17 protein-coding genes are annotated in these 20,022 nt (G+C 45.9%); 5 read left to right on the top strand and 12 right to left on the bottom strand.

Features of this window, described 5'->3' with window-relative positions:
• Window position 1 precedes the first annotated feature (1 nt).
• A complete protein-coding gene (locus BLP85_RS13540; RefSeq protein WP_092820752.1) occupies window positions 2–874 on the bottom strand; it encodes an acyl-CoA thioesterase in 873 nt (290 codons plus the stop codon).
• Between the two features lie 295 nt (window positions 875–1,169).
• On the opposite strand from BLP85_RS13540, the gene plsB reads away from it, so the two are divergent.
• Window positions 1,170–3,749, top strand: coding sequence for a glycerol-3-phosphate 1-O-acyltransferase PlsB (gene plsB / locus BLP85_RS13535; protein WP_092820750.1), 2,580 nt, complete (start codon window positions 1,170–1,172; stop codon window positions 3,747–3,749).
• Window positions 3,750–3,936: 187 nt separating this feature from the next.
• Here plsB and BLP85_RS13530 read toward each other — a convergent pair whose 3' ends face one another.
• Window positions 3,937–4,743 carry an NAD(P)H-binding protein gene (locus BLP85_RS13530; RefSeq protein ID WP_092820748.1) on the bottom strand — a complete coding sequence of 269 codons (807 nt, stop codon included), beginning with the start codon at window positions 4,741–4,743 and terminating at the stop codon, window positions 3,937–3,939.
• 35 nt (window positions 4,744–4,778) lie between these two features.
• Here BLP85_RS13530 and recG point away from each other — a divergent pair, with 35 nt between their 5' ends.
• Window positions 4,779–6,824 carry an ATP-dependent DNA helicase RecG gene (gene recG, locus BLP85_RS13525; RefSeq protein ID WP_092820746.1) on the top strand — a complete coding sequence of 682 codons (2,046 nt, stop codon included), beginning with the start codon at window positions 4,779–4,781 and terminating at the stop codon, window positions 6,822–6,824.
• A gap of 120 nt (window positions 6,825–6,944) precedes the next feature.
• Complete coding sequence (locus tag BLP85_RS13520; protein ID WP_092820744.1) at window positions 6,945–7,577, top strand: ComF family protein; 633 nt, start codon at window positions 6,945–6,947, stop codon at window positions 7,575–7,577.
• 85 nt (window positions 7,578–7,662) lie between these two features.
• Here BLP85_RS13520 and BLP85_RS13515 read toward each other — a convergent pair whose 3' ends face one another.
• On the bottom strand, window positions 7,663–8,070 hold the full coding sequence (locus tag BLP85_RS13515; RefSeq protein WP_092820742.1) for an NUDIX hydrolase: 408 nt from the start codon (window positions 8,068–8,070) through the stop codon (window positions 7,663–7,665).
• 2 nt (window positions 8,071–8,072) lie between these two features.
• Window positions 8,073–8,666: an LOG family protein gene (locus BLP85_RS13510; RefSeq protein WP_092820826.1), complete on the bottom strand. Its 594-nt coding sequence runs from the start codon at window positions 8,664–8,666 to the stop codon at window positions 8,073–8,075.
• Between the two features lie 149 nt (window positions 8,667–8,815).
• Here BLP85_RS13510 and BLP85_RS13505 point away from each other — a divergent pair, with 149 nt between their 5' ends.
• Entirely contained in the window at window positions 8,816–9,829 is a 1,014-nt protein-coding gene (locus BLP85_RS13505; protein ID WP_092820740.1) for a CorA family divalent cation transporter, read from the top strand.
• A 238-nt stretch (window positions 9,830–10,067) separates the two neighbouring features.
• Here BLP85_RS13505 and BLP85_RS13500 read toward each other — a convergent pair whose 3' ends face one another.
• From BLP85_RS13500 to dxs, 8 genes are all read right to left on the bottom strand, one after another.
• On the bottom strand, window positions 10,068–10,358 hold the full coding sequence (locus BLP85_RS13500) for an STAS domain-containing protein (RefSeq protein WP_092820738.1): 291 nt from the start codon (window positions 10,356–10,358) through the stop codon (window positions 10,068–10,070).
• A gap of 16 nt (window positions 10,359–10,374) precedes the next feature.
• On the bottom strand, window positions 10,375–11,001 hold the full coding sequence (locus BLP85_RS13495) for an MlaC/ttg2D family ABC transporter substrate-binding protein (RefSeq protein ID WP_092820736.1): 627 nt from the start codon (window positions 10,999–11,001) through the stop codon (window positions 10,375–10,377).
• An 18-nt stretch (window positions 11,002–11,019) separates the two neighbouring features.
• On the bottom strand, window positions 11,020–11,691 hold the full coding sequence (mlaD, locus tag BLP85_RS13490) for an outer membrane lipid asymmetry maintenance protein MlaD (protein ID WP_092820734.1): 672 nt from the start codon (window positions 11,689–11,691) through the stop codon (window positions 11,020–11,022).
• Window positions 11,691–12,470: a lipid asymmetry maintenance ABC transporter permease subunit MlaE gene (gene mlaE, locus BLP85_RS13485; protein ID WP_092820732.1), complete on the bottom strand. Its 780-nt coding sequence runs from the start codon at window positions 12,468–12,470 to the stop codon at window positions 11,691–11,693. The genes mlaD and mlaE overlap by 1 nt, the downstream gene beginning before the upstream one ends.
• Window positions 12,467–13,285, bottom strand: a complete 819-nt coding sequence (locus BLP85_RS13480; RefSeq protein ID WP_092820824.1) for an ABC transporter ATP-binding protein — start codon at window positions 13,283–13,285, stop codon at window positions 12,467–12,469. The genes mlaE and BLP85_RS13480 overlap by 4 nt, the downstream gene beginning before the upstream one ends.
• A 388-nt stretch (window positions 13,286–13,673) precedes the next feature.
• On the bottom strand, window positions 13,674–15,494 hold the full coding sequence (locus BLP85_RS13475; protein WP_092820730.1) for a DEAD/DEAH box helicase: 1,821 nt from the start codon (window positions 15,492–15,494) through the stop codon (window positions 13,674–13,676).
• A 545-nt stretch (window positions 15,495–16,039) separates the two neighbouring features.
• The gene (locus BLP85_RS13470) at window positions 16,040–16,870 is read right to left on the bottom strand and encodes an inositol monophosphatase family protein (RefSeq protein WP_092820728.1); all 831 of its coding nucleotides are present in this window, start codon (window positions 16,868–16,870) and stop codon (window positions 16,040–16,042) included.
• Between the two features lie 114 nt (window positions 16,871–16,984).
• Window positions 16,985–18,892, bottom strand: coding sequence for a 1-deoxy-D-xylulose-5-phosphate synthase (dxs, locus tag BLP85_RS13465; RefSeq protein ID WP_092820726.1), 1,908 nt, complete (start codon window positions 18,890–18,892; stop codon window positions 16,985–16,987).
• 310 nt (window positions 18,893–19,202) lie between these two features.
• Between dxs and ribA the strand changes: the two genes are divergently transcribed.
• Window positions 19,203–19,805, top strand: a complete 603-nt coding sequence (ribA, locus tag BLP85_RS13460; protein WP_092820724.1) for a GTP cyclohydrolase II — start codon at window positions 19,203–19,205, stop codon at window positions 19,803–19,805.
• Window positions 19,806–20,022 lie beyond the last annotated feature (217 nt).

Below are 20,022 nucleotides of genomic sequence, written 5' to 3'. Positions count from 1 at the left end.
CTTATTGGGTTTCAATTTCACGCAAGCGAATCAAACCTTCCTGGGTTGTGCTACACACCAGCTCACCATTTTGCCACATGCGGCCGAAATTCAGTCCGCGCGAACTGACACTGACGGTCGCCTCCATATCATAGAGCATCCATTCATCGACACGGAATGGCTTATGGAAATACATGGCATGGTCAATGCTGGCACATTGCAGACTTGGGGAAATATAACTCAGACCGTGTGGGCGCAGAGCCGTGGTCATTAAAGTAAAGTCTGAATAGAACGCAGCAATGGCCTGATGCAGCGAAATTTCATCGACCTTATGGGCAATCTGGCCATGGGTTCGGATATAGTGAGCGTATGACGGAGCTTCAGGCTGAGGCTGGAAAGGATTAACCGGCATCACCGGACGAATTTCCACATGACGGTCACGCATAAAGCTGGCACGCACATTTTCCGGCACGAATTCGACCAGCTGTGCTTTAAGTTCTGCTTCACTTTTCAGGTCTTCAACCGCAGGATATTCCGGCTCTGAAATCTGGTAATTCAAGCCTTCTTCCGGATTGGCAAATGAAATCATGGCGGTAAAAATGGTGCGTCCATGCTGAATGGCACGCACCTGACGACTGACAAAACTCTTGCCATCCCGCAGGCGGTCTACTTCATAAATAATCGGCGCATTGACATCTCCCCCATACAAAAAATAGGCATGCAAGGAATGCGCAGGACGATTTGTGGTATAGGATGCCGCGCGTAATGCCTGACCCAGCACCTGCCCACCAAAGACCCGCTTACCGACCAGATTACGGCTTTGACCTCGGTAAATATTTTCTTCAATTTTTTCAAGGCTCAGTAATTCAACCAGTTCTTGGGTTAAGGCGTTCATAAGCAACCTGTTTTTAATGTGGGATACCTAAAATCTAGGCGAAAAATTTCAATCAATCAGCTAAGCTATAATTGCTATTTTGCCACAAATCCCAAAGAAAGCCCTAAAGTTCTACTGACTGGCCTGTCACGCGATTTGTGCTGAATATTCGCTAAAAATACGATTTTTAACGATAAAATTTAACACTCGAAATGCATTTTGTCAGAAAATGACATATTGTTTTAAATTACAATGATGCAAAACTGTTTCCCCCCTCAGAAAATCTGTGGTTTCGGTCATTTAAGTAGGAGTATGTATGTCCAAGAGTGGCTTTGGTCAAATCTATCGTCAGCTTTCCAGTAAGCTGCTTGACCTGGTGGTAACCCCACATGTTCTTGGTGAGGTTCCTACTGAACCGACAACTACAGAAGTAAATTCCCAGACAGAGCAACCCGTTCAACAAAAAGTGGTGTGCTATGTATTACAAAATTATTCGCGCAGTAATGCCCTGATTGTCGATGGTGAAACCCGCCGCCTAAAACTGTCACCGGCATTAGATCCGCTGGTGGTGGGCGATCATAAGGAAAAAGCATCCATACTGTTCCTGCAGCACCATGATGAAAACAATTTACTCAATTCCCCACCGCATGCCTTTCCGCCGCGTTTATTGCGCCTGATCGAGATTCTGGAACACCATCCTCAGGTGGATATTGAACTGATTCCGGTCACCGTATTATGGGGACGTTCGCCAGATAAAGAAGATTCCTGGCTGAAACTGCTGTTTACCGATACATGGGCAACGCCAGGTACCGTTAAACAGTTGGTGAATATTGGTCTGCATGGTCGTCAATCCTATCTGGAATTCCATCAGGGCCAGTCTTTACGCCAGCTGATCGAATTTGCCAAACAGACCCATCCAAACCTGTCACCTGCAACGTATATTCTGAATAAATTAAACAACTATCTGGATGGTCAGCGTGAAGTCGTGCTCGGTCCGGATCTATCCGACCGCCGTAACGTGATGCATTCACTGATCAAATCTACGGATGTTCAGGATGCCATCCGTCGGGAAAGCATCCGTGGCAAAATCAGCATGATTGAAGCTGAACGCCGTGCCATTGGCTATTTAAACGAAATTGTATCAGACTATTCGCATTCAGCCGTGCGTTTTGCCGATATGGCACTGACCCGCTTATGGACCCAGCTCTATGACGGCGTAGAGGTACATAATTTTAGTACCGTGCGTGAACTGGCCAAAGACTACGAGATTATCTATACCCCCTGTCACCGCAGTCACATCGACTACTTATTGCTGTCTTATGTGATTTATAAACGTGGCATGATGGTGCCCTACATTGCCGCAGGCGATAACTTGAACATGCCTTTTGTCGGGCAATTATTGCGTGGTGGCGGTGCGTTCTTTATTCGCCGTACTTTCCGCGGTAATGGTTTATATACCACTGTATTTAAAGAATATCTTTTCAATATTCTGTCCCGTAACACGCCACTGGAATACTTTATTGAAGGCGGCCGTTCACGTACCGGACGTTTGCTGCCACCGAAAACCGGCATGCTGGCCATGACCGTGCACGGGCATTTGCGTGGCCGTTCTAAACCGATCGTGTTTGTACCGACCTATATTGGCTACGAGCGCCTGATGGAAGGTGCCACCTATGTCGGCGAAATGAACGGTAAAGACAAAGAATCCGAATCGATCATGGGCATTTTGAAAACCCTGCGCAAAATCGAACGTATCTTTGGTCAGGTGCATGTGAACTTTGGTGAGCCGGTATTCCTGGATGACATGCTGAAACAGCATGGTGCGGAAAATATTAAAATTGCCAAGAATGATGATCCGATTCCGCAAGAAGTCTCGGATACAGTGAACAGTGCTGCACATGCCATTTTGGAAAACATTAACCGTGCCGTGGTGATCAATCCGGTATCGCTGCTTTCGCTGATTCTTTTGGCTACGCCTAAACACACGCTGGATGAAGAGATCTGCATCAAGCAGCTGGATGTCTACCGCAAACTGTTGACTGGATTGCCTTATGATGCACGTACTCAGGTGACACCGCTTTCAGGCAAGGAAATTATTGCCTACGGGTTAAAACTGAAACTGATTAAACGCGTGAAGCATGTTCTGGGCGATATTATTGCGATTGAAGACAATCAGGCGGTATTGCTGACTTACTTCCGTAACAACATTCTGCATGCTTTCGTGTTGCCATCGCTAATTGCTGCGCTGGTTGAACATAACGGTTCGATTCGCCGTGGCGATTTGATTAATGTCATCCGTACGCTTTATCCATTCCTGAAAGCGGAACTGTTCCTGAAATGGAAAAAAGATGAAGAGCTGAAAGATCAGATCTGTGCCTATGCAGAAGCGTTGATTCAGGCGAAACTGATTTCTGAAGATAGCGAGGGCAACCTGGTTTCTCCTGCACCAAATTCAGAAGATCACAACCAGCTGGTGGTGCTCGCTGCGCCTGTGATGCAAAGTCTGGAACGTTACTACATGACCCTGGCTTTAATCACCCAGCGTGGTTCGGGCAATATCTCCACCCGTCAGGTGGAAGAGCTCAGTCATCTGGTCGGTCAGCGTCTGTCGGTCCTATATGAATTCAACTCGCCAGAATTCTTTGATAAATCGCTGTTCCAGAGTTTTATTAAGGTTCTGACCCAACAGGGCTATATCCGCAACAATGAAGATAACGCCATTGTGTTTGACGAGAACTTCCAGAACGTGGCGCAGTACGCCAACCTGGTACTGGATGATGTGACCTTGCAGATGCTTCAGCACATTACCACCTTCAGCGATGAAGAGCTGAAAGAAGCGTTGGATGCCGTTGCAGCGCAGCAGGCAAAACGCCGTTTGAAACGGAAGAAGAAATAATCTTCATTCTCCGTTCCCTCTCCTTCTAGGAGAGGAATAGGGAGAGGTCTGTTAAATACTATCCTGAGCTAGAGATAAAGTACTGCTTTAAATCTAGCGCAAGTGAGGGCTAGGGAGAGATTGATTAAAAACCCTCTTCCTAACCTCCTACTATAGGGAGGAGGAACTTCAAATATCAGAGTGACACTCACTCTACCTTTAACAATTCTGCATAATCCCCAAAACAATCCTCATGTTCTAACTGAAATCCAGTTTCAGGCATTCGCGTCGCATAAATCCGTTTACCCGTTTTCTTCTGGCTTTCAACAACCAGTTCAGACAGATTGAGTTGCCGCTGAAACCACTGAATCACTTCATGTAAAGGCACAGGCTGATTATTCGTGACAATATAAGACGGTTCTGGATGTTCCACGTGAAGCAAGTGAGCCAGGAAGCGCGCCAGATCATCAATATGAATCCGGTTGGACCAATGCATATTGGCATAGGTTTTGGTGCTCTCAGCAAGTTTGATCATTCTCGCTACAGAAGTACCATAAATCCCAGTTGGGCGAATGACAATACATTGCTGGGGAAATGCCTGCTGGTAAAGTTGCTCCATTTTCCAGAGTAACTTGCCCTGCTCATCCACAGGCTGAAGAGCAGATTCATCATCAATGCGCTCACCGGCATTTTCACCATAAACCCTGGTTGAGGACACCACCACAATCCTTTGCAGCGGATGCTGTTTTAAGGCATTTACAATGGGCTGAACCGAATCGACATAGGTCTGCTGATAGCCTTGTACCGTGCTTTGTGACGGCGACAATAAAACATAGACCCAATCCACAGGTTCAAGATGATCTAAATCAAGCTGATGCACATCCTGAATCAGATGAGTCGCATAAGCATCCGTTTTCGAACTTTGGCTGATTGTGGTAATTTGGTGGCCTTGCTGAAATAATTGTTTGGCAACCCGGGTAGACGTTTTACCATAACCTATAAATAATATACGCATTAAGCACCTGATGATTTAACTCAAGTTGAGGGCGAATGGCTGCAGTCCATCAATTGCAAGGGGTAGGAACTGCCTCTGCTGCATTACTGGAAAAACTGAATATCTTTAGCACAGATGATTTACTGTTTCATCTGCCGCGTGATTATGAAGATCGTAGCACGATCATCCCCATGAACCAATTGGTCGTGGGGCGCAGCTATTTACTGGAGGGAATCGTTAAAGGGGTCGATTTTCCGCCCGGTAAGCGTAAATCCATGGCCGTACAGCTACAGGATGATTTCGGCAAAGTCACCTTGCGTTTTTACCATGTCTATAAAGCCCTGACCGATCGTGCCAAGGTCGGCAACCGCTTGCGCATTTTTGGTGAAGTCCGCGTGGGTGCACGGGGTCTGGAGCTGTATCATCCGGAAATTCAGCTCATTACTGAACATACGCCCTTACCGAAAACCCAGCTCACCGCGATTTATCCTGCAACCGATGGCCTAACCCAGCCTAAACTGCGTGAATATGTCAAACAGGCGCTGAAACAGCACAGCGATGACCTGCCCGAATTGTTACCGGAAAAATTTACCAATGGTTATGCACTGAAACAGGCACTGGAATATATTCATGAACCGCCGCTAAATGCCAACATGTTGCAACTGGCTCAAGGTTCTCATCCAGCCCAGCAACGGCTGATTTTTGAAGAACTGGTGGCGCATCAGATCAGTCTGTTATCACGGCGTGCCTATATTCAGCAGATTGCCGCCCCTTCTTTTAGTCCAAGTAAGAATTTTGCCAAACAGTTATTGGACAGCTTGCCCTTTAGCCTGACCTGTGCACAAAAGCGGGTTTCCAAGGAAATTGTGCAGGATTTAAAACAGAACAAGCCGATGCTGCGTCTGGTTCAGGGCGATGTCGGTGCAGGAAAAACCCTGGTGGCTGGTGTTGCCGCCTGTCATGCTTTAGAAGAAGGCTGGCAAGTGGCGCTGATGGCACCGACCGAAATTCTGGCAGAGCAGCATTATCTGAACTTTAAAAAATGGTTTGAACCTTTAGGCCTGCATGTGTCCTGGCTTTCAGGCAAGCAGAAAGGCAAAGCCCGTACAGCGGCCGAGCAAACCATTAAACAGGGAACAGCCAATCTGGTGGTGGGTACCCATGCCCTGTTTCAGGAAAATGTTGAATTCAGCAAACTCGGCCTGGTGATTATTGACGAGCAGCATCGTTTTGGGGTCGATCAGCGGCTGGCGCTGCGTAATAAAGGTGCCAATAACATGACTCCGCATCAACTGGTGATGACCGCTACCCCGATTCCACGCACGCTCGCCATGTCGGCTTATGGTGATCTGGACACCTCGGTGATTGATGAACTGCCGCCCGGCCGCACCCCGATTCAGACCGTCACCATCCCCTTGGATCGCCGCGAAGAGGTACTCAGCCGAATTGCCAGCAATTGCGCCGAAGGCAAACAGGCTTACTGGGTCTGCACTTTGGTAGAACAATCGGAAACGCTGGATGCACAAGCAGCTGAAGCGACTTATCAGGAAATTAAGGAACGTTTTCCGCAGCTCAACATTGGTCTGGTGCATGGCAAGATGAAAGCTGATGAAAAACAGGCAGTGATGCAGCAATTTAAAGACAATCAGCTACAACTCTTGATTGCCACCACCGTGATTGAAGTCGGCGTGGATGTGCCCAACGCCTCCATCATGGTGATTGAAAATGCCGAGCGTCTGGGACTTTCACAGCTGCATCAGCTTCGTGGTCGGGTTGGCCGAGGTGCGACTGCCAGTTTCTGTGCCCTGCTGTATAAAAATCCGCTTTCGCAAAATGGACAGGAACGGCTGCGGATTATGCGTGAAACCAATGACGGTTTTATCATTGCCGAAAAAGATCTGGAAATTCGCGGCCCGGGTGAGCTGCTTGGCACCAAGCAAACCGGTGACATGGGTTTTCGGGTAGCCAAACTGGAACGTGATGATCATCTGCTGAATCAGGCACATTATGTTGCGCAGCAAATTCTGAAAGACTATCCGGAAAATGCAGAGGCTTTACTGAAACGCTGGTTACCTGAAGCGCCGCGCTATGCCTATGTGTAAAAATAATTTTACCTAAACAATTTAGCGGATTATTGATTACAGTATCAGCAGCATGAATGCTGCTGTTTGCTACCTAAATACTGCCTATGCAAAATTAATATTCATCAGAAGAAGAAAAATATGCTGTCATTTATTCCTCCCTTACTGCACAAAGCCATGCAGCGGCTTTCTCCATGTGTACTTTGTGGCATAGACCATCAACGTCATCATTCACTCTGTACCGACTGCTGGCAACAACTCCCCTGGTTGAAACAGAACATCCAGCGACAGGAAATGCAGATTCAGGTGGCCTGTCATTATGCCTACCCGATGGACCGTATTATTCAGAAATTCAAATATGAACAACAGCTGCACTTTCAAAGCGTGCTTGTTGGCTCGCTTATCGACCTCAAGCTTCCCAAAATCCAGGCCATCGTCCCGATGCCGATTTCCAGTCAACGACTGGCAGAACGCGGCTATAACCAGTCATTGGTGCTTGCGAAAATTTTGGCAAAACAGCTGAACATTCCGGTCTGGCAACCGGTGGCACGACTGGCCCAGCATTCGCAAAAAGGCTTGAGCCGTATTGAACGGCTTGACCAGATTGAGCAGCAATTCGTGATTGCCACAAAAACCCGCGTCCGTTACCGTACGGTACTGATGCTGGATGACGTGGTCACGACCGGCAGTTCGCTGCATGCCTTAAAACAGAAACTTGAACAATTGGGCTGTCAAAAGATTTATGCAGCCTGTATTACCAGTGCTGAGATTTAAAGCTAGGAAAGGAAGTCTACTGATTTCCTTTATTTCCTGGCAGAAGCCTATGCTCATCCTTGCGAGGAAGAATTTATTTTATCCATCAGGACATCGTGCTTTCTGTTAAAAATTGCTTCACCCAAGGCATGACAATTTCACGGGTTAAAGGTGCCAGTGGGGTGGTTTTATCCTCTAAACCGACCCACTTCATCTCGGCAATTTCAGCGTCAATTTTTGGAGCGTGATCTAAAGTTACATGATAAATATAGCTGACCAGCTGATGATCTGGCTCGTTGGCGGTTGCCGTTTCAAAACGACCGACGAATTGTTCAATTGAAGCCTGGCAGCCAATTTCTTCCTGAATTTCACGCAGCATGGTCGCTTCAGGTGGCTCGTTGGGTTCCAGCTTGCCACCCACCTGCATAAAGCAGGAAGTATTCTGCTTACGTACCACTAAAAGTTGCTGTTGCTCATTTAAAATAATGGCAGCCGCCACTGTAATCACTTTCATCTTTATTTCACCAATGCTTGCTGATCAGCCATACCCCATTTCGGCTGTGGTGCCTGAAAAGCATCAAACTGTTGCAAAATTTCTTCAATGGAATCAGAGGCAATAATGCTGTCCGCAAAACGTGGCTGGGTAAAACCTTTCACTGTCGTAAACTGAATAAACTTGAGTAAATCATCATAAAAACCGGCCACATTTAAAAATGCGCAAGGCTTTAAATGAATACCGAGCTGCGCCCAGGTCCATTGCTCAAAAATCTCTTCCAGCGTTCCTGCACCACCCGGCAGTGCAATAAAGGCATCGGACAGTTCCGACATTTTGGTTTTGCGTTCATGCATATTGGACACCACATGCAATTCGGTTAAATGCGGATGAGCCAGCTCACGATCGACCAATACATTGGGAATGACACCAATGACTTTTCCGCCTGCCTGTAAAGCACTGTCGGCCACTACTCCCATCAAGCCAGAACGGCCGCCACCATAGACCAGCGTTTTACCTTGCTGGGCGATGGTCTGCCCCATTTTTTGCGCGGTGTCTAAAAAAATGGAATCTGTCCCAATAGAAGAGCCGCAAAAAATTGCGATTGATTTCGTCATTTTTTCACCATGTTTTACAGATGTCATATTAATAAAGTAAATTTTCAGGAGATTTTTTAATAAAAAAGCGATTGAATCAGTGTTTTTATTCAATTCCTTGTCTAAAATACACCCATCAATTAACCTATACTGCGCAGGGAAAAGACAGCATGCTTGAAGCCTTTTACGCCACAGAGCGCGGTAGTTTGGAAGATGCCACCATCAATGGTGGTTTTGATCTCCACCCGGATTTAGTGTGGATCGATCTCATTGCCCCATCACAAGAAGAACAACAATGGGTCTTAGATGCTTATGAGCAAAATTTACCCACCCTAAAATCTTTAGAGGATATTTCTTCATCGGCACGATTTTACCGTGATGATGACGGTATTTTACATATCAGCACCTACTTTTTGACGAAAAATAAAAATTTTCAGGTCGATGGCGAAACAGATGACAATTCGAGCATTTTAGCAACTGTGCAAACGGTGGCTTTTATTCTGCATAAAGAGCGCCTGTTTACCCTGCGCGGTGAAAAACTGGTGGCCTTTCGTGCTTTTCGTGCCCGTGCCCGCCGCAATGACTATGAGATTGACTACAAAGACCCGACCTGGGTGCTGCTGGGCTTACTGGAAGCCAAACTGGACGAGCTTGCGGATATCCTGGAAGATATCCACAAGGATCTGGAAAAGTATTCCACAGAAGTGCTGAACAACCGTCATCGCGAACAGATTCTCGATCTGGATGACATGATTACCCGTCTGGCACAACTCGAAGACATGCTCGGAAAAGCGCAATTGTGTTTAATCGATTTGCGTCGTGTCCTGACTTTCCTGTCCCGTCCACGTGCTTTGGGTAGTCATATTTATGATGCCGATATTCGGGAACTCAGCGAAGACGTTCGGTCTCTGGTCGAACATGATGCCTTCCTGTTCCAGAAGGTTCGATTCTTGCTGGATACCACCTCCGGATTCATTAATACCGAACAGAACGACACGATTCGTCGCTTCTCGATCTTGCCAAGCATGCTCGCGCCACCCATGCTGGTTGCCAGTGTTTATGGCATGAATACCGATGTGCTACCTTTTGCACGAGGCACCACCAGCTTCATTATGGTCAGTATTATTTTAGCGGCTTTCTTTATCGGACCGCTGGCCTATTTCCGCTGGAAAAAATGGATTTGAGGCATCATTTATCCTCCCTCCTTCCAGGAGGGAGTTAGAGGGAGGTATTTTAAATCCCATCAATTTCATTACTTATCTAAGCTGCTTTACGCGCCAATCTAGCTACAGGAAGAAATCTAGAATTCTAATTTTATCCCCTCTCTCTAACTCTCTCCCTCAGGGAGAGAGGACTGCTCAATATTCATCTCTTACAAGCTCAGCTCAATAAAAAAGCACCTCGCGGTGCTTTTTTATTGGATTAGGCAATCAGCTGCAGATCATCATGCAAATGACAGGCCTGAATGATTTTCAGCATCTTCTCAGGGACTGCTTTAAACTGTAAGCCTTGGGCTTTCGGGGTCTGACGCAACCAGCGCACCAATACGGCCAAAGCCAGCGTACCGCCCTGTTCCAGCTGTGCCAGATTGACCACCACAGGAAACTGATTCTGCGATTGAATCAGTTTCAAACCTTGCTGGTAATAGTCCTCTGCATTGGCATAATCTATTTTGCCGGAAACCTGCAATTCCTGATGAATGAATTGAATCACTGAACACCCTTCTTAGTTATTTTTTATCTACAGATGCATCTGGTTCGAAGTTCGCAATGGCTTTATCGATATTGCCACCATTACGTTTTACCGTTGCAGCAAACTGATTGCGGAACTGTAAACCTAAATCAATACCAGCCACATTGATATTACGTACTTTCCATTGATTGCCTTTATCCACCAACTGGAAAGATACTGGCGTTTTTTCGCCTTTGTTGTTGAAATCAATCGTGACTACAGGATTTTTGCTATTGGTTTCTTTATATGGACGCAGGCTATACGTCTGGTTGGTATATTTAGCAAAAGCTGTACCGTAATTTTCGATTAAAGTTTCACGGAAATTGTGTTCAAACTTGGCACGCTGAGCAGCCGTACTGTACTGATTGGTGGCATAAGTTCCCATCACCAGACGGGTAAAGGCTTGTGAATCAATATAAGGGTCAAGGTTTTGACGCACAATCGCTTTCACTGCAGCAGGATTGTTTTGCAATTTTCCCTGATCCGCTTTTAAACGGCTAATCAGGCCATCCGCCACTTTTTTAACAAACGCCGGTGGCGTTTCAGCCGGTTGTGCAAAAGCAGTACTCGCCATCATTGTTGATAAAACACTTATGCCAAGTGTATGTTTAAGTAAAGTATTCATTAAATTCTCCTCTCAAAATTACTCAACAAATGAAGTTTGCGCATCTTCTGTTGATTCAGTTGATGTGTTTTCTTCCGCCGCCTTCGCTGATGACTTGCCCGCACCGCCAGTAATGAACTTGCTGATCAAATCTTCAAGATCCATGGTGCCTTGGGTATTGGCAATGCTTTCACCACGTTTAATATAGTTCAGGCCACCACCTGGTACCACTTTCAAATATTTCTCGCCCAATAAACCATTGGTGGCAACCATAATGTAAGCATCTTCATCAATACTGGTGATGGAGTTCATGTTAGCAACAAGTTGCTTTTCCATTTCTTTTTGTTTCGAAGGAGCCGCTTCGCTGTATTCTGTGCTATAGCGCAATTCTTCCAAAGCATTGGCTTGAACCTTTTTCAGCTGTTCTTTATTAAAAGACGTCAACTTGCCGTCCAGGTCAAAACGCACCGTTGCCAAACGCGACACCGGATCAAGGGTAATATCGGTAACGCGGCCAATGGTGACACCACTCATGGTCACTTTGGCACGCGGTTTCAGGCCGTTGACGTTGTCAAAACTTGCCGTCATGCTATAGCTGTCACGCAGGTTGGTTCCCATCAGGCCACTGACTTTCATGGCCAGGAAAAATAATGCAATACCGGTCAGAATGACAAAAATACCTACGGCCAGCTCACTTGCACGTGATTTCATTAAACACCTCCAAACATGACCGCAGTCAACACAAAATCAGAACCTAAAACACACAATGAGGAATACACCACTGTTCGGGTAGTCGATGTTGCAATTCCTTCTGACGTTGGTACACAGGCATAGCCCTGATAGACCGCAATCCAGGTACAAAGCAATGCAAAAACCAGGCTTTTAATAATGGTCCCGTTGAAAATATCTTTATAGAACTGCACGCTATTTTGCATGCCACTCCAGAAAGAACCCTCATCTACCCCTAAAAAATCGACGCCGACCATTTTACCGCCCATGATGCCAATCGCACCAAAAATAATCGATAACATCGGCAGGCTGACAATTCCGGCCCATAAACGCGGTGAAACAATCCGTTTGAGTGGATCGACCCCAATCATTTCCATACTGGCTAGCTGTTCTGTGGCTTTCATCAGGCCAATTTCAGCCGTTAAAGCCGAACCGGCACGTCCTGCAAACAGTAATGCCGCCACCACAGGAGCCAGCTCTCTTAATAATGTTAGAGATACCATGGTGCCCAGCATGGCTTCTGAGCCAATATTGACCAAAATGGAATAGCCCTGTAAGCCCAGTACCAAACCAATAAATAAACCCGATACGGCAATAATCAGTAAAGACATCACGCCTACCCGGTACATTTGGTAAATAAACAGTTTGACCCCAAGCCAGGTCGGCATGGAAAACAGGATTTGCAGCAACATCTGGGTTGCCACGCCAATCCCCTGAACGCGTTCAATGACGCGTTTACCTAATGAGGCAATAGCATTCATGAATGCACCTCATCACTTAAATAAGCCTTATGGCTAAATTGATAATCGACAGGACCTTCAGCAGCACCGGTTAAGAATTGACGCACAAATGCCGATTCATGCTGCTTTAATTCAGCAGGCGTCCCCTCACCCTGAATTACACCCTCAGCAATAATATAGATGTAGTCGGCAATTGATAAGGTTTCCCCCACATCATGCGACACAATAATCGTGGTTAAATCCAGAGCTTCACGCAAGGTACGAATTAAACGCGTAAGTACGCCTTTTACAATCGGGTCTTGGCCGGCAAAAGGCTCATCATACATGATCAGTTCCGGATCAAGCGCAATTGCACGTGCCAGGGCCACACGACGGTTCATCCCGCCTGAAAGTTCTGCAGGCATGAGCTTTTCGGTACCGCGTAAGCCTACCGATTCCAGTTTGAGTGCCACCAGCTCTGCAATAAGATGTTCAGGAAGCTGGGTATGCGCACGTAACGGAAAAGCCACATTTTCATAGACGCTCATATCGGTAAACAAGGCACCACTTTGAAAAAGCATGCCCATACGTGCGCGCGCAGTAAATAATTCCTGACGCGACATATGTGCAATACTTTTGCCGTCCAATAGAATTTCACCGTGCTCTGGTGTCAATTGACCACCAATCAAACGGAGCAGAGTCGTTTTCCCTGTACCTGAAGGTCCCATAATGGCGGTAATCTGACCACGCCGAATCTTTAAACTGACATTATCGAAAATGACACGTTTCCCTCGTTTAAAGCTCAAATCATTGACTTCAATCCAAGATTGAGCTTGTTGAGGCATTTGATTATTCATAGCTGAGGGTTTTCCTGCATTTTTTTCAGCATGCATACTATAAAGGATTCGGGTTTAAAATGTTACCTTTAGATAAAAAGCAACCAATTTACCATAATTTTTAATTTTTTTAATTGTCGTCAGTTATTTGACCCAGCAAGAGACCGGGTTACAGAAAAGAATTATAGATATAGTATGCGATGTTACTGAGTAATAAAATTAAACCAATATAAGGCATAATCACCTCTTGATTAAAATTCCCAACATAGTCATTAGATTCATTATTCATATTTAACAGAATTAAAACAAACTATGATCCAGTATACATTTTTATTCGACAAGGTCAAAGATTAATCCCATAAAAAAACCGGTGTTTCCACCGGTTTTTTACTACCCAAATCTAACGTTATTAGTCGTTAAATTTGCGACGTGGGCGATCTTCACCAAAACTGCGCTTAGGACGATCTTCACCAAAGTTGCGTTGTGGACGGTCACCAAAATCACGCTTAGGACGGTCGCCGAAGCTGCGTTGCGGACGGTCGCCATTGAATTCGCGACGTGGACGGTCACCACCTTCACGCGCTGGTTTATAGTCTACGCGGTTGCCACGGTTGTCATCGTTAGAACGCGGTTTGTCACCAAAACTGCGTTGCGGACGATCACCGAAGTCACGACGTGGACGATCTTCACCGCCAAAGCTACGTTGTGGACGATCACCGAAGTCACGACGTGGACGATCTTCAAAACCACCTTCGCGACGTGGACGATCGCTGTTGAATTCACGACGTGGACGATCTTCGAAAGAACGTTGCGGACGGTCGCCATTAAATTCACGACGCGGACGGTCGCTGTTAAATTCGCGACGTGGACGGTCTTCACCAAATGAAGGACGTTCGCTGCGTGGTTTGTCATCATAGCTGCGACGTGGACGATCTTCACCGCCTTCACGACGTTTGAAGTTACTTTCACCTTCAAAACGACGACCGCCACCGAAACCGCCACGGCCACCACGACCGCCGTCACGACGACCACGACCGCCATCACGGCTACCACGTGCAGGAGGTGGAGATGGCTCAAGGCCTTCAATTTCAGAAACGTTTAAACGCGTTTCCAAATAATCTTCCAAAGCACGGATTTTGCCGCGTTCACGGTATGTTGCCAAAGTAATGGCTTTACCAGTACGACCCGCACGGCCGGTACGACCAATACGGTGTACATAATCTTCATTCTTCATTGGAAGGCCGAAGTTAATTACGTGCGAAATGGTTGGTACGTCCAGACCACGTGCTGCAACGTCAGTCGCAACCAGGATTTTTGCACGACCTTCACGAATACTGCGTAAACGACGGTTACGTACGGTTTGTGGCATCGCACCGTGAAGTGCTACAACAGATAGACCCGCTTCTGAAAGTTCTTCAGCCAGCATGTCGGTATCTTCTTGAGTAGAAGCAAATACTACCGCCTGATCCAGATCTTCTTCATTTAACCAGTGGGTAAGCAATTTTTTCTTGTGCTCGAAACCATCAGTCCAATGTAAAGTCTGAGTGATGTCAGTATTGGTTGAATGACCTGTTTCAATTGCAATACGTTCAGGATCATTCATCATGCGTTCAGCAAGATTAATGATACGTGGTGCAAATGTTGCAGAGAACATTAAGGTTTGTGTACGGTTAACCGCTAAATCACTGATGGCTTCCAGGTCTTCAGAGAAACCGAGGTCAAGCATACGGTCAGCTTCATCGACAATTAATGAATCCACTTTATCCAGTTTAATTTGACGACGGTTAACCAGGTCAAGCAAACGACCTGGAGTCGCTACCACAACCTGCGCGCCTTTTAACTGCTGGATCTGTTTACCGAAAGGCATACCGCCCATGATCGCAGCAACACGAACGCCTTTCATATGGCGAACGAATGCAATCGCATCCTGACATACTTGTTGTGCAAGCTCACGCGTCGGTGAAATCACCAAAATTGACGGTTGGGTAATTGCTTTCATACGTTCTTTAAACGGTACGAAAGTGTCTTGATTTGCAAGCGCGTTCAAAGTCGGAAGCAGGAATGCAGCTGTTTTACCAGAACCGGTTTGGCTTGATACTAAAAGATCTTTACCTTCAAGTGCAGCAGGAATCGCTTGTTCTTGTACAGGAGTTGGCGTAGTGAAGCCTAAGCCTTCTAGAGCCTGTGTTAACGACTCATCAAGGGAAAAATCAGCAAAAGTTTTGCTCATAGAGAGTATTCACCCGAAAATGGGTGCTCCATTTAATAAATTACAATATGGACATCGGCAAAAAGCGGCACAGCAATTAGAGCTGAAAAATATAAGAATTCAGCAGCGATCCGAATAACGACGATGTGGATATAACGCACGCATGATTACGGCCGCAAACCTGAAGGAATCGCTTAAGCGATTGGGGCGCGAAGGATATGTCCTCTCTATGGACAGGACGCGCATACAATGATTAGAAGATAATGTTCAGGTAAAGAACGGAAATTTAAGTGCGTGGCGGCATAATAACAGAATCATTTTAAAAAGTAATCATTTTTTTCGATCAAATTGCGCATATATACGGTTTTTTTCAGTAACAGCCTATTTTACAACTCAATTTTGTTTAATTTTCAAACAATCCAGGTTGTAACTTTTTTCTACTGGATAAAAATACACTCCAACCTTGATTCATGGGTATTTTCAGTAAATCACGAATTTAATTCAAGAATAAGAAAAGCCCTCGCAAGGAGAGCTATTCTTTGTCATATCGCTCGATTTAATCGATCTTACTTGGCTGCTTCACCCCAAGCTGGAACAACAGCCTGCATTAAAGGTTTCAGCATTTTCATAGAGCAAGCAAGTACTTGACCATTTTCCATAGAATCGGCACCGCCACGTGCATCCACTACAGTACCACCCGCTTCTTTTACAATAAGCTCACCAGCTGCAATATCCCAAGGCTTCAAACCAAGTTCAAAATAACCATCCAAACGGCCTGCAGCTACATATGCCAAGTCTAATGCAGCAGAACCTGCACGACGGTATTGTGCACCCGCTTCAGTTACGTTTAATAATGAATCGAAATGGTTTTTTGCATAAGAAATCACTTCACCGTTACGTTTAGCACGGTAAGCATGACCTACGGCAAGAAAAGTATTTTGCAGGCTGTCTTTAACATTTACGCGAATACGGCGTTGATTCAACATTGCACCACGACCACGACTGGCAGAGAATAACTCGTCTTTCACAGGATCATAAATGACACCGTGTTGAGTCACACCTTTGTGCTGAACAGCAATAGAAATACAGAAATGCGGAAAACCGTTAATGAAGTTTAAAGTCCCATCCAGCGGATCGATCACCCAACACCAGTCGGCGTCGTGACCTTTACCTTCTTGCAGACCAAACTCTTCACCAAGGAAGCTGTGGTTTTTATAGCTTTTACGTAGCGTATCGATAGTCAACTGTTCCAAATAACGGTCTACGCGCGTTACCGGACCATCAATCCCTTTTTCTTCGACTTGTAGATCGAGTTTATGACGATTTTGATGCGCTTTTAAAAGCTCTTGACCAACTAATTGAGCCGCACGCGCAGCCATCACCACCATAGGTTCCATTGAACACCCATTACAATTTGAAGATATTGATAAAGAATAATGCATAAAAGCCCTCGCATTTTAGCAAATACGAGGGCTTTTAGGGAAAAAATGTTTCTAAAATTTTTAAGCCGATCAGGACACCGACTGCACAAGTTTTGACCAGGCCAATTCAACTGATTTTTCAATGCCTTTAGCATCCAGTCCGGCCTGTTGCAGCATCTGTGCATGCGAAGCTTGGTGCATAAAGATGTCTGCCAGCCCTAAATTCAAGATTGGCTTAACAATTTGTGCCTGAGCAAGGTATTCGTTTACCGCACTGCCTGCACCAGCCATCACGGCATGTTCCTCAACCGTGACAAATAAACTGGTTGTCGCAGCCAGCTGTTCAATAATCTGCTCGTCCAAGGGTTTAACGAAGCGCATATTTACCACACGCACCCCCACCTCATGGCTAGCGGCGAGAGTTTGTGCTGCTTCTACCGCCACACTGACACGGCTACCGAATGCCAGAATGCTGATCTGGTCTTCTTGAGATTCATTAAAACTGGCCACAATTTCTGCTTTGCCAATCTCCAAAGCCGTCATCTGTTGCTGAATTTCCACGCCTACCCCATTGCCACGCGGGTAACGCACCGCTGCGGGACCATTGTATAAATAAGCAGTATGCAGCATCTGACGACATTCATTTTCGTCTTTAGGCGCCATGATCACCATATTCGGGACAGTACGCATAAAGGCATAGTCATAAGCCCCGGCATGGGTCGGGCCATCTTCACCCACCAGCCCGGCACGGTCGATGCCGAAAGTAACATCCAGATTTTGCAAGGCTACGTCATGAATCAGCTGGTCATAACCACGTTGCAGGAAAGTCGAATAAATCGCCACGACCGGTTTTAAACCTTCGCAGGCCATCCCTGCTGCCAATGTTACGGCATGCTGTTCAGCAATCGCCACATCAAAAAAGCGTTCCGGGAACTGTTTGGCAAACTGCACCATGCCTGAACCTTCACACATAGCCGGCGTAATGGCCAGCAAACGCTGATCTTGAGCGGCTTCATCACAGAGCCATTGTCCAAACACATCGGAATATTTCGGTGCTGGATTGCTTGAAGATGCAGCATTTAATTTGCTGATGGCATGGTATTTAATCTGATCGGCTTCCGCAGGCGCAAAGCCTTTACCTTTTGTGGTATAGACATGAATTAAACGCGGACCTTTACGTTTTTTCAGGGCATTAAACACTTGCACCAGCTGATTGACATCATGACCGTCAAATGGGCCAAAATAGTCAAAACCGATAGCTTTAAACAGGTTGTCTGCAGCATCTGTTGCAGCACTGTGCAAACGTGAGTTATAGGTCCATGCTGGATGAGGCTGCACATAGGCTTCACCTTCATCCGAAACATTGACCGACTGGCCCCGTTCCCATATGGCAGCCAGATGTTTGGCAAAACCACCGGTACTGCATGAAATCGACATGTCGTTGTCATTCAGTACCACAATTAAATCCGCGTCATGTGCAACGGCATCATTCATGGCTTCAAAGGCCATACCGGCGGTCATGGCACCATCACCAATAATGGACACCACTTCACATGGGTCTTTTTGGTAACGGCGCGCCAGTGCCATGCCCAGTCCCGCAGAAATGGCTGTTGAAGAGTGCCCCACCCCAAAGGTATCGAATATCGATTCTTCACGTGCAGGAAAGGCAGCCAAACCGTCTTTGGCACGAATGGTGGTCAACTGTTCACGGCGACCGGTCAAGGCTTTATGCGGATAGGCCTGATGACCCACATCCCAGATCAGGCGGTCATGCGGGGTATTAAAACAATAGTGCAAAGCCACCGTGAGTTCGATCACACCCAGATTGGCACCAAAATGCCCACCGCTTTGTCCTGCTGCATACAAAATGTACTGACGTAACTCATCCGCCACTTGTTCTAGTTGGCTACGCTCGAGCAATCGTAATTGTTGAGGATGATCAATCGCATCCAGCAACGGAGTTACAGGGCGGTGAGTCGGTATTTCTGTATACAACATAAATGGCGAAGCCTTCTAAAGCCTGGCAAATCCTAAGCTAGGTCAATGGGTTTATTCGAGCATAATGATCGAATTGTATCACCTTTAAATCAGCCACATTTCTAGCGATGCAGTTTAGAGGCAAATCTCTACACTGGGTGTTTGTTCATGAGCGAGATTATCCTGAATAATCTTACTATTTATCAACCATTATCGTTCGCTTTATACAAAAAAGAAAATCTTCTGCATAAATTCATCTTTACAATTCAACTAATGTCCAATCATTCCGCTATACTTTAGCCAATTAATGAACTATTTAACGAGTTAAGCAGTGCCCATAGAATTTGTCGCGACTTCAAGATTACCAACCGCTTTTGGTGAATTTAAAATCACGGTATTTCAAGACCCTAAAACGGGCGAAGAACATGTAGCACTTTCTAAAGGTCTGGATACGCCGCCCACTGAGCCGGTATTGGTCAGGATTCATTCTGAGTGTTTAACCGGTGATGCCTTTGCCTCACTGAAATGCGATTGCGGTCCGCAACTGCAAGCCACCCAGAAACTGATCAATGAAGTCGGTCAAGGCGTGATTCTGTATTTACGTCAGGAAGGTCGCGGTATTGGACTGACCAACAAGATTCGTGCCTATGCCCTGCAAGACCAGGGACACGATACGGTGGATGCCAACTTGATGCTGAACTTGCCGGCGGATGCACGACGTTATGACATGTGTACCATCATGCTCGACCATTTGCAGGTGAAGCAAGTTAAACTGATTACCAATAATCCTTCCAAGATTCAGGCATTACAAGAACTGGGCATTGATGTGGTTGACCGTGTGCCGCTCACTGTCGGTTTGAATCCTTTTAATGCCCAGTATTTAAAAACCAAACATGAACGCATGGCGCATATGTATAAGAAAGGTGATTTTTAATCTCTTTTTTATAAATCCCTCCAAACCTCCCTTTAAAAAAGGGAGGCTTCCCCCACTACTGTCCCATAGTTTGCTTTAAATAAAAAAACCTGAGTCTAAATAGTTAAAATATGAGTGCAAAAAAACACTTTAACTATAAAGGACTCAGGTTTTGTCACATCAGAATACCGTATTTCATCAATTACTCAAACCTATTTTAAGACAAGATTTTGAACGT

Origin of the sequence: Acinetobacter kookii (genome assembly GCF_900096895.1) — a bacterium.
Lineage (GTDB): Bacteria > Pseudomonadota > Gammaproteobacteria > Pseudomonadales > Moraxellaceae > Acinetobacter > Acinetobacter kookii.
The sequence above is the reverse complement of the archived record's forward strand: the minus strand, read 5'-3'. Positions and strand labels throughout refer to the sequence as shown.

Excerpts from the sequence above, each read along its gene's own strand:
- BLP85_RS13520 (WP_092820744.1), top strand. The coding sequence starts at position 6,945 with ATGCTGTCATTTATTCCTCCCTTACTGCACAAAGCCATGCAGCGGCTT.
- BLP85_RS13475 (WP_092820730.1), bottom strand. The coding sequence starts at position 15,494 with ATGAGCAAAACTTTTGCTGATTTTTCCCTTGATGAGTCGTTAACACAG.
- mlaD (WP_092820734.1), bottom strand. The coding sequence starts at position 11,691 with ATGAAATCACGTGCAAGTGAGCTGGCCGTAGGTATTTTTGTCATTCTG.
- recG (WP_092820746.1), top strand. The coding sequence starts at position 4,779 with ATGGCTGCAGTCCATCAATTGCAAGGGGTAGGAACTGCCTCTGCTGCA.
- mlaE (WP_092820732.1), bottom strand. The coding sequence starts at position 12,470 with ATGAATGCTATTGCCTCATTAGGTAAACGCGTCATTGAACGCGTTCAG.
- BLP85_RS13515 (WP_092820742.1), bottom strand. The coding sequence starts at position 8,070 with ATGAAAGTGATTACAGTGGCGGCTGCCATTATTTTAAATGAGCAACAG.
- BLP85_RS13470 (WP_092820728.1), bottom strand. The coding sequence starts at position 16,870 with ATGGAACCTATGGTGGTGATGGCTGCGCGTGCGGCTCAATTAGTTGGT.
- dxs (WP_092820726.1), bottom strand. The coding sequence starts at position 18,892 with ATGTTGTATACAGAAATACCGACTCACCGCCCTGTAACTCCGTTGCTG.
- plsB (WP_092820750.1), top strand. The coding sequence starts at position 1,170 with ATGTCCAAGAGTGGCTTTGGTCAAATCTATCGTCAGCTTTCCAGTAAG.
- BLP85_RS13530 (WP_092820748.1), bottom strand. The coding sequence starts at position 4,743 with ATGCGTATATTATTTATAGGTTATGGTAAAACGTCTACCCGGGTTGCC.
- BLP85_RS13540 (WP_092820752.1), bottom strand. The coding sequence starts at position 874 with ATGAACGCCTTAACCCAAGAACTGGTTGAATTACTGAGCCTTGAAAAA.
- BLP85_RS13480 (WP_092820824.1), bottom strand. The coding sequence starts at position 13,285 with ATGAATAATCAAATGCCTCAACAAGCTCAATCTTGGATTGAAGTCAAT.
- BLP85_RS13495 (WP_092820736.1), bottom strand. The coding sequence starts at position 11,001 with ATGAATACTTTACTTAAACATACACTTGGCATAAGTGTTTTATCAACA.
- BLP85_RS13505 (WP_092820740.1), top strand. The coding sequence starts at position 8,816 with ATGCTTGAAGCCTTTTACGCCACAGAGCGCGGTAGTTTGGAAGATGCC.
- BLP85_RS13510 (WP_092820826.1), bottom strand. The coding sequence starts at position 8,666 with ATGACGAAATCAATCGCAATTTTTTGCGGCTCTTCTATTGGGACAGAT.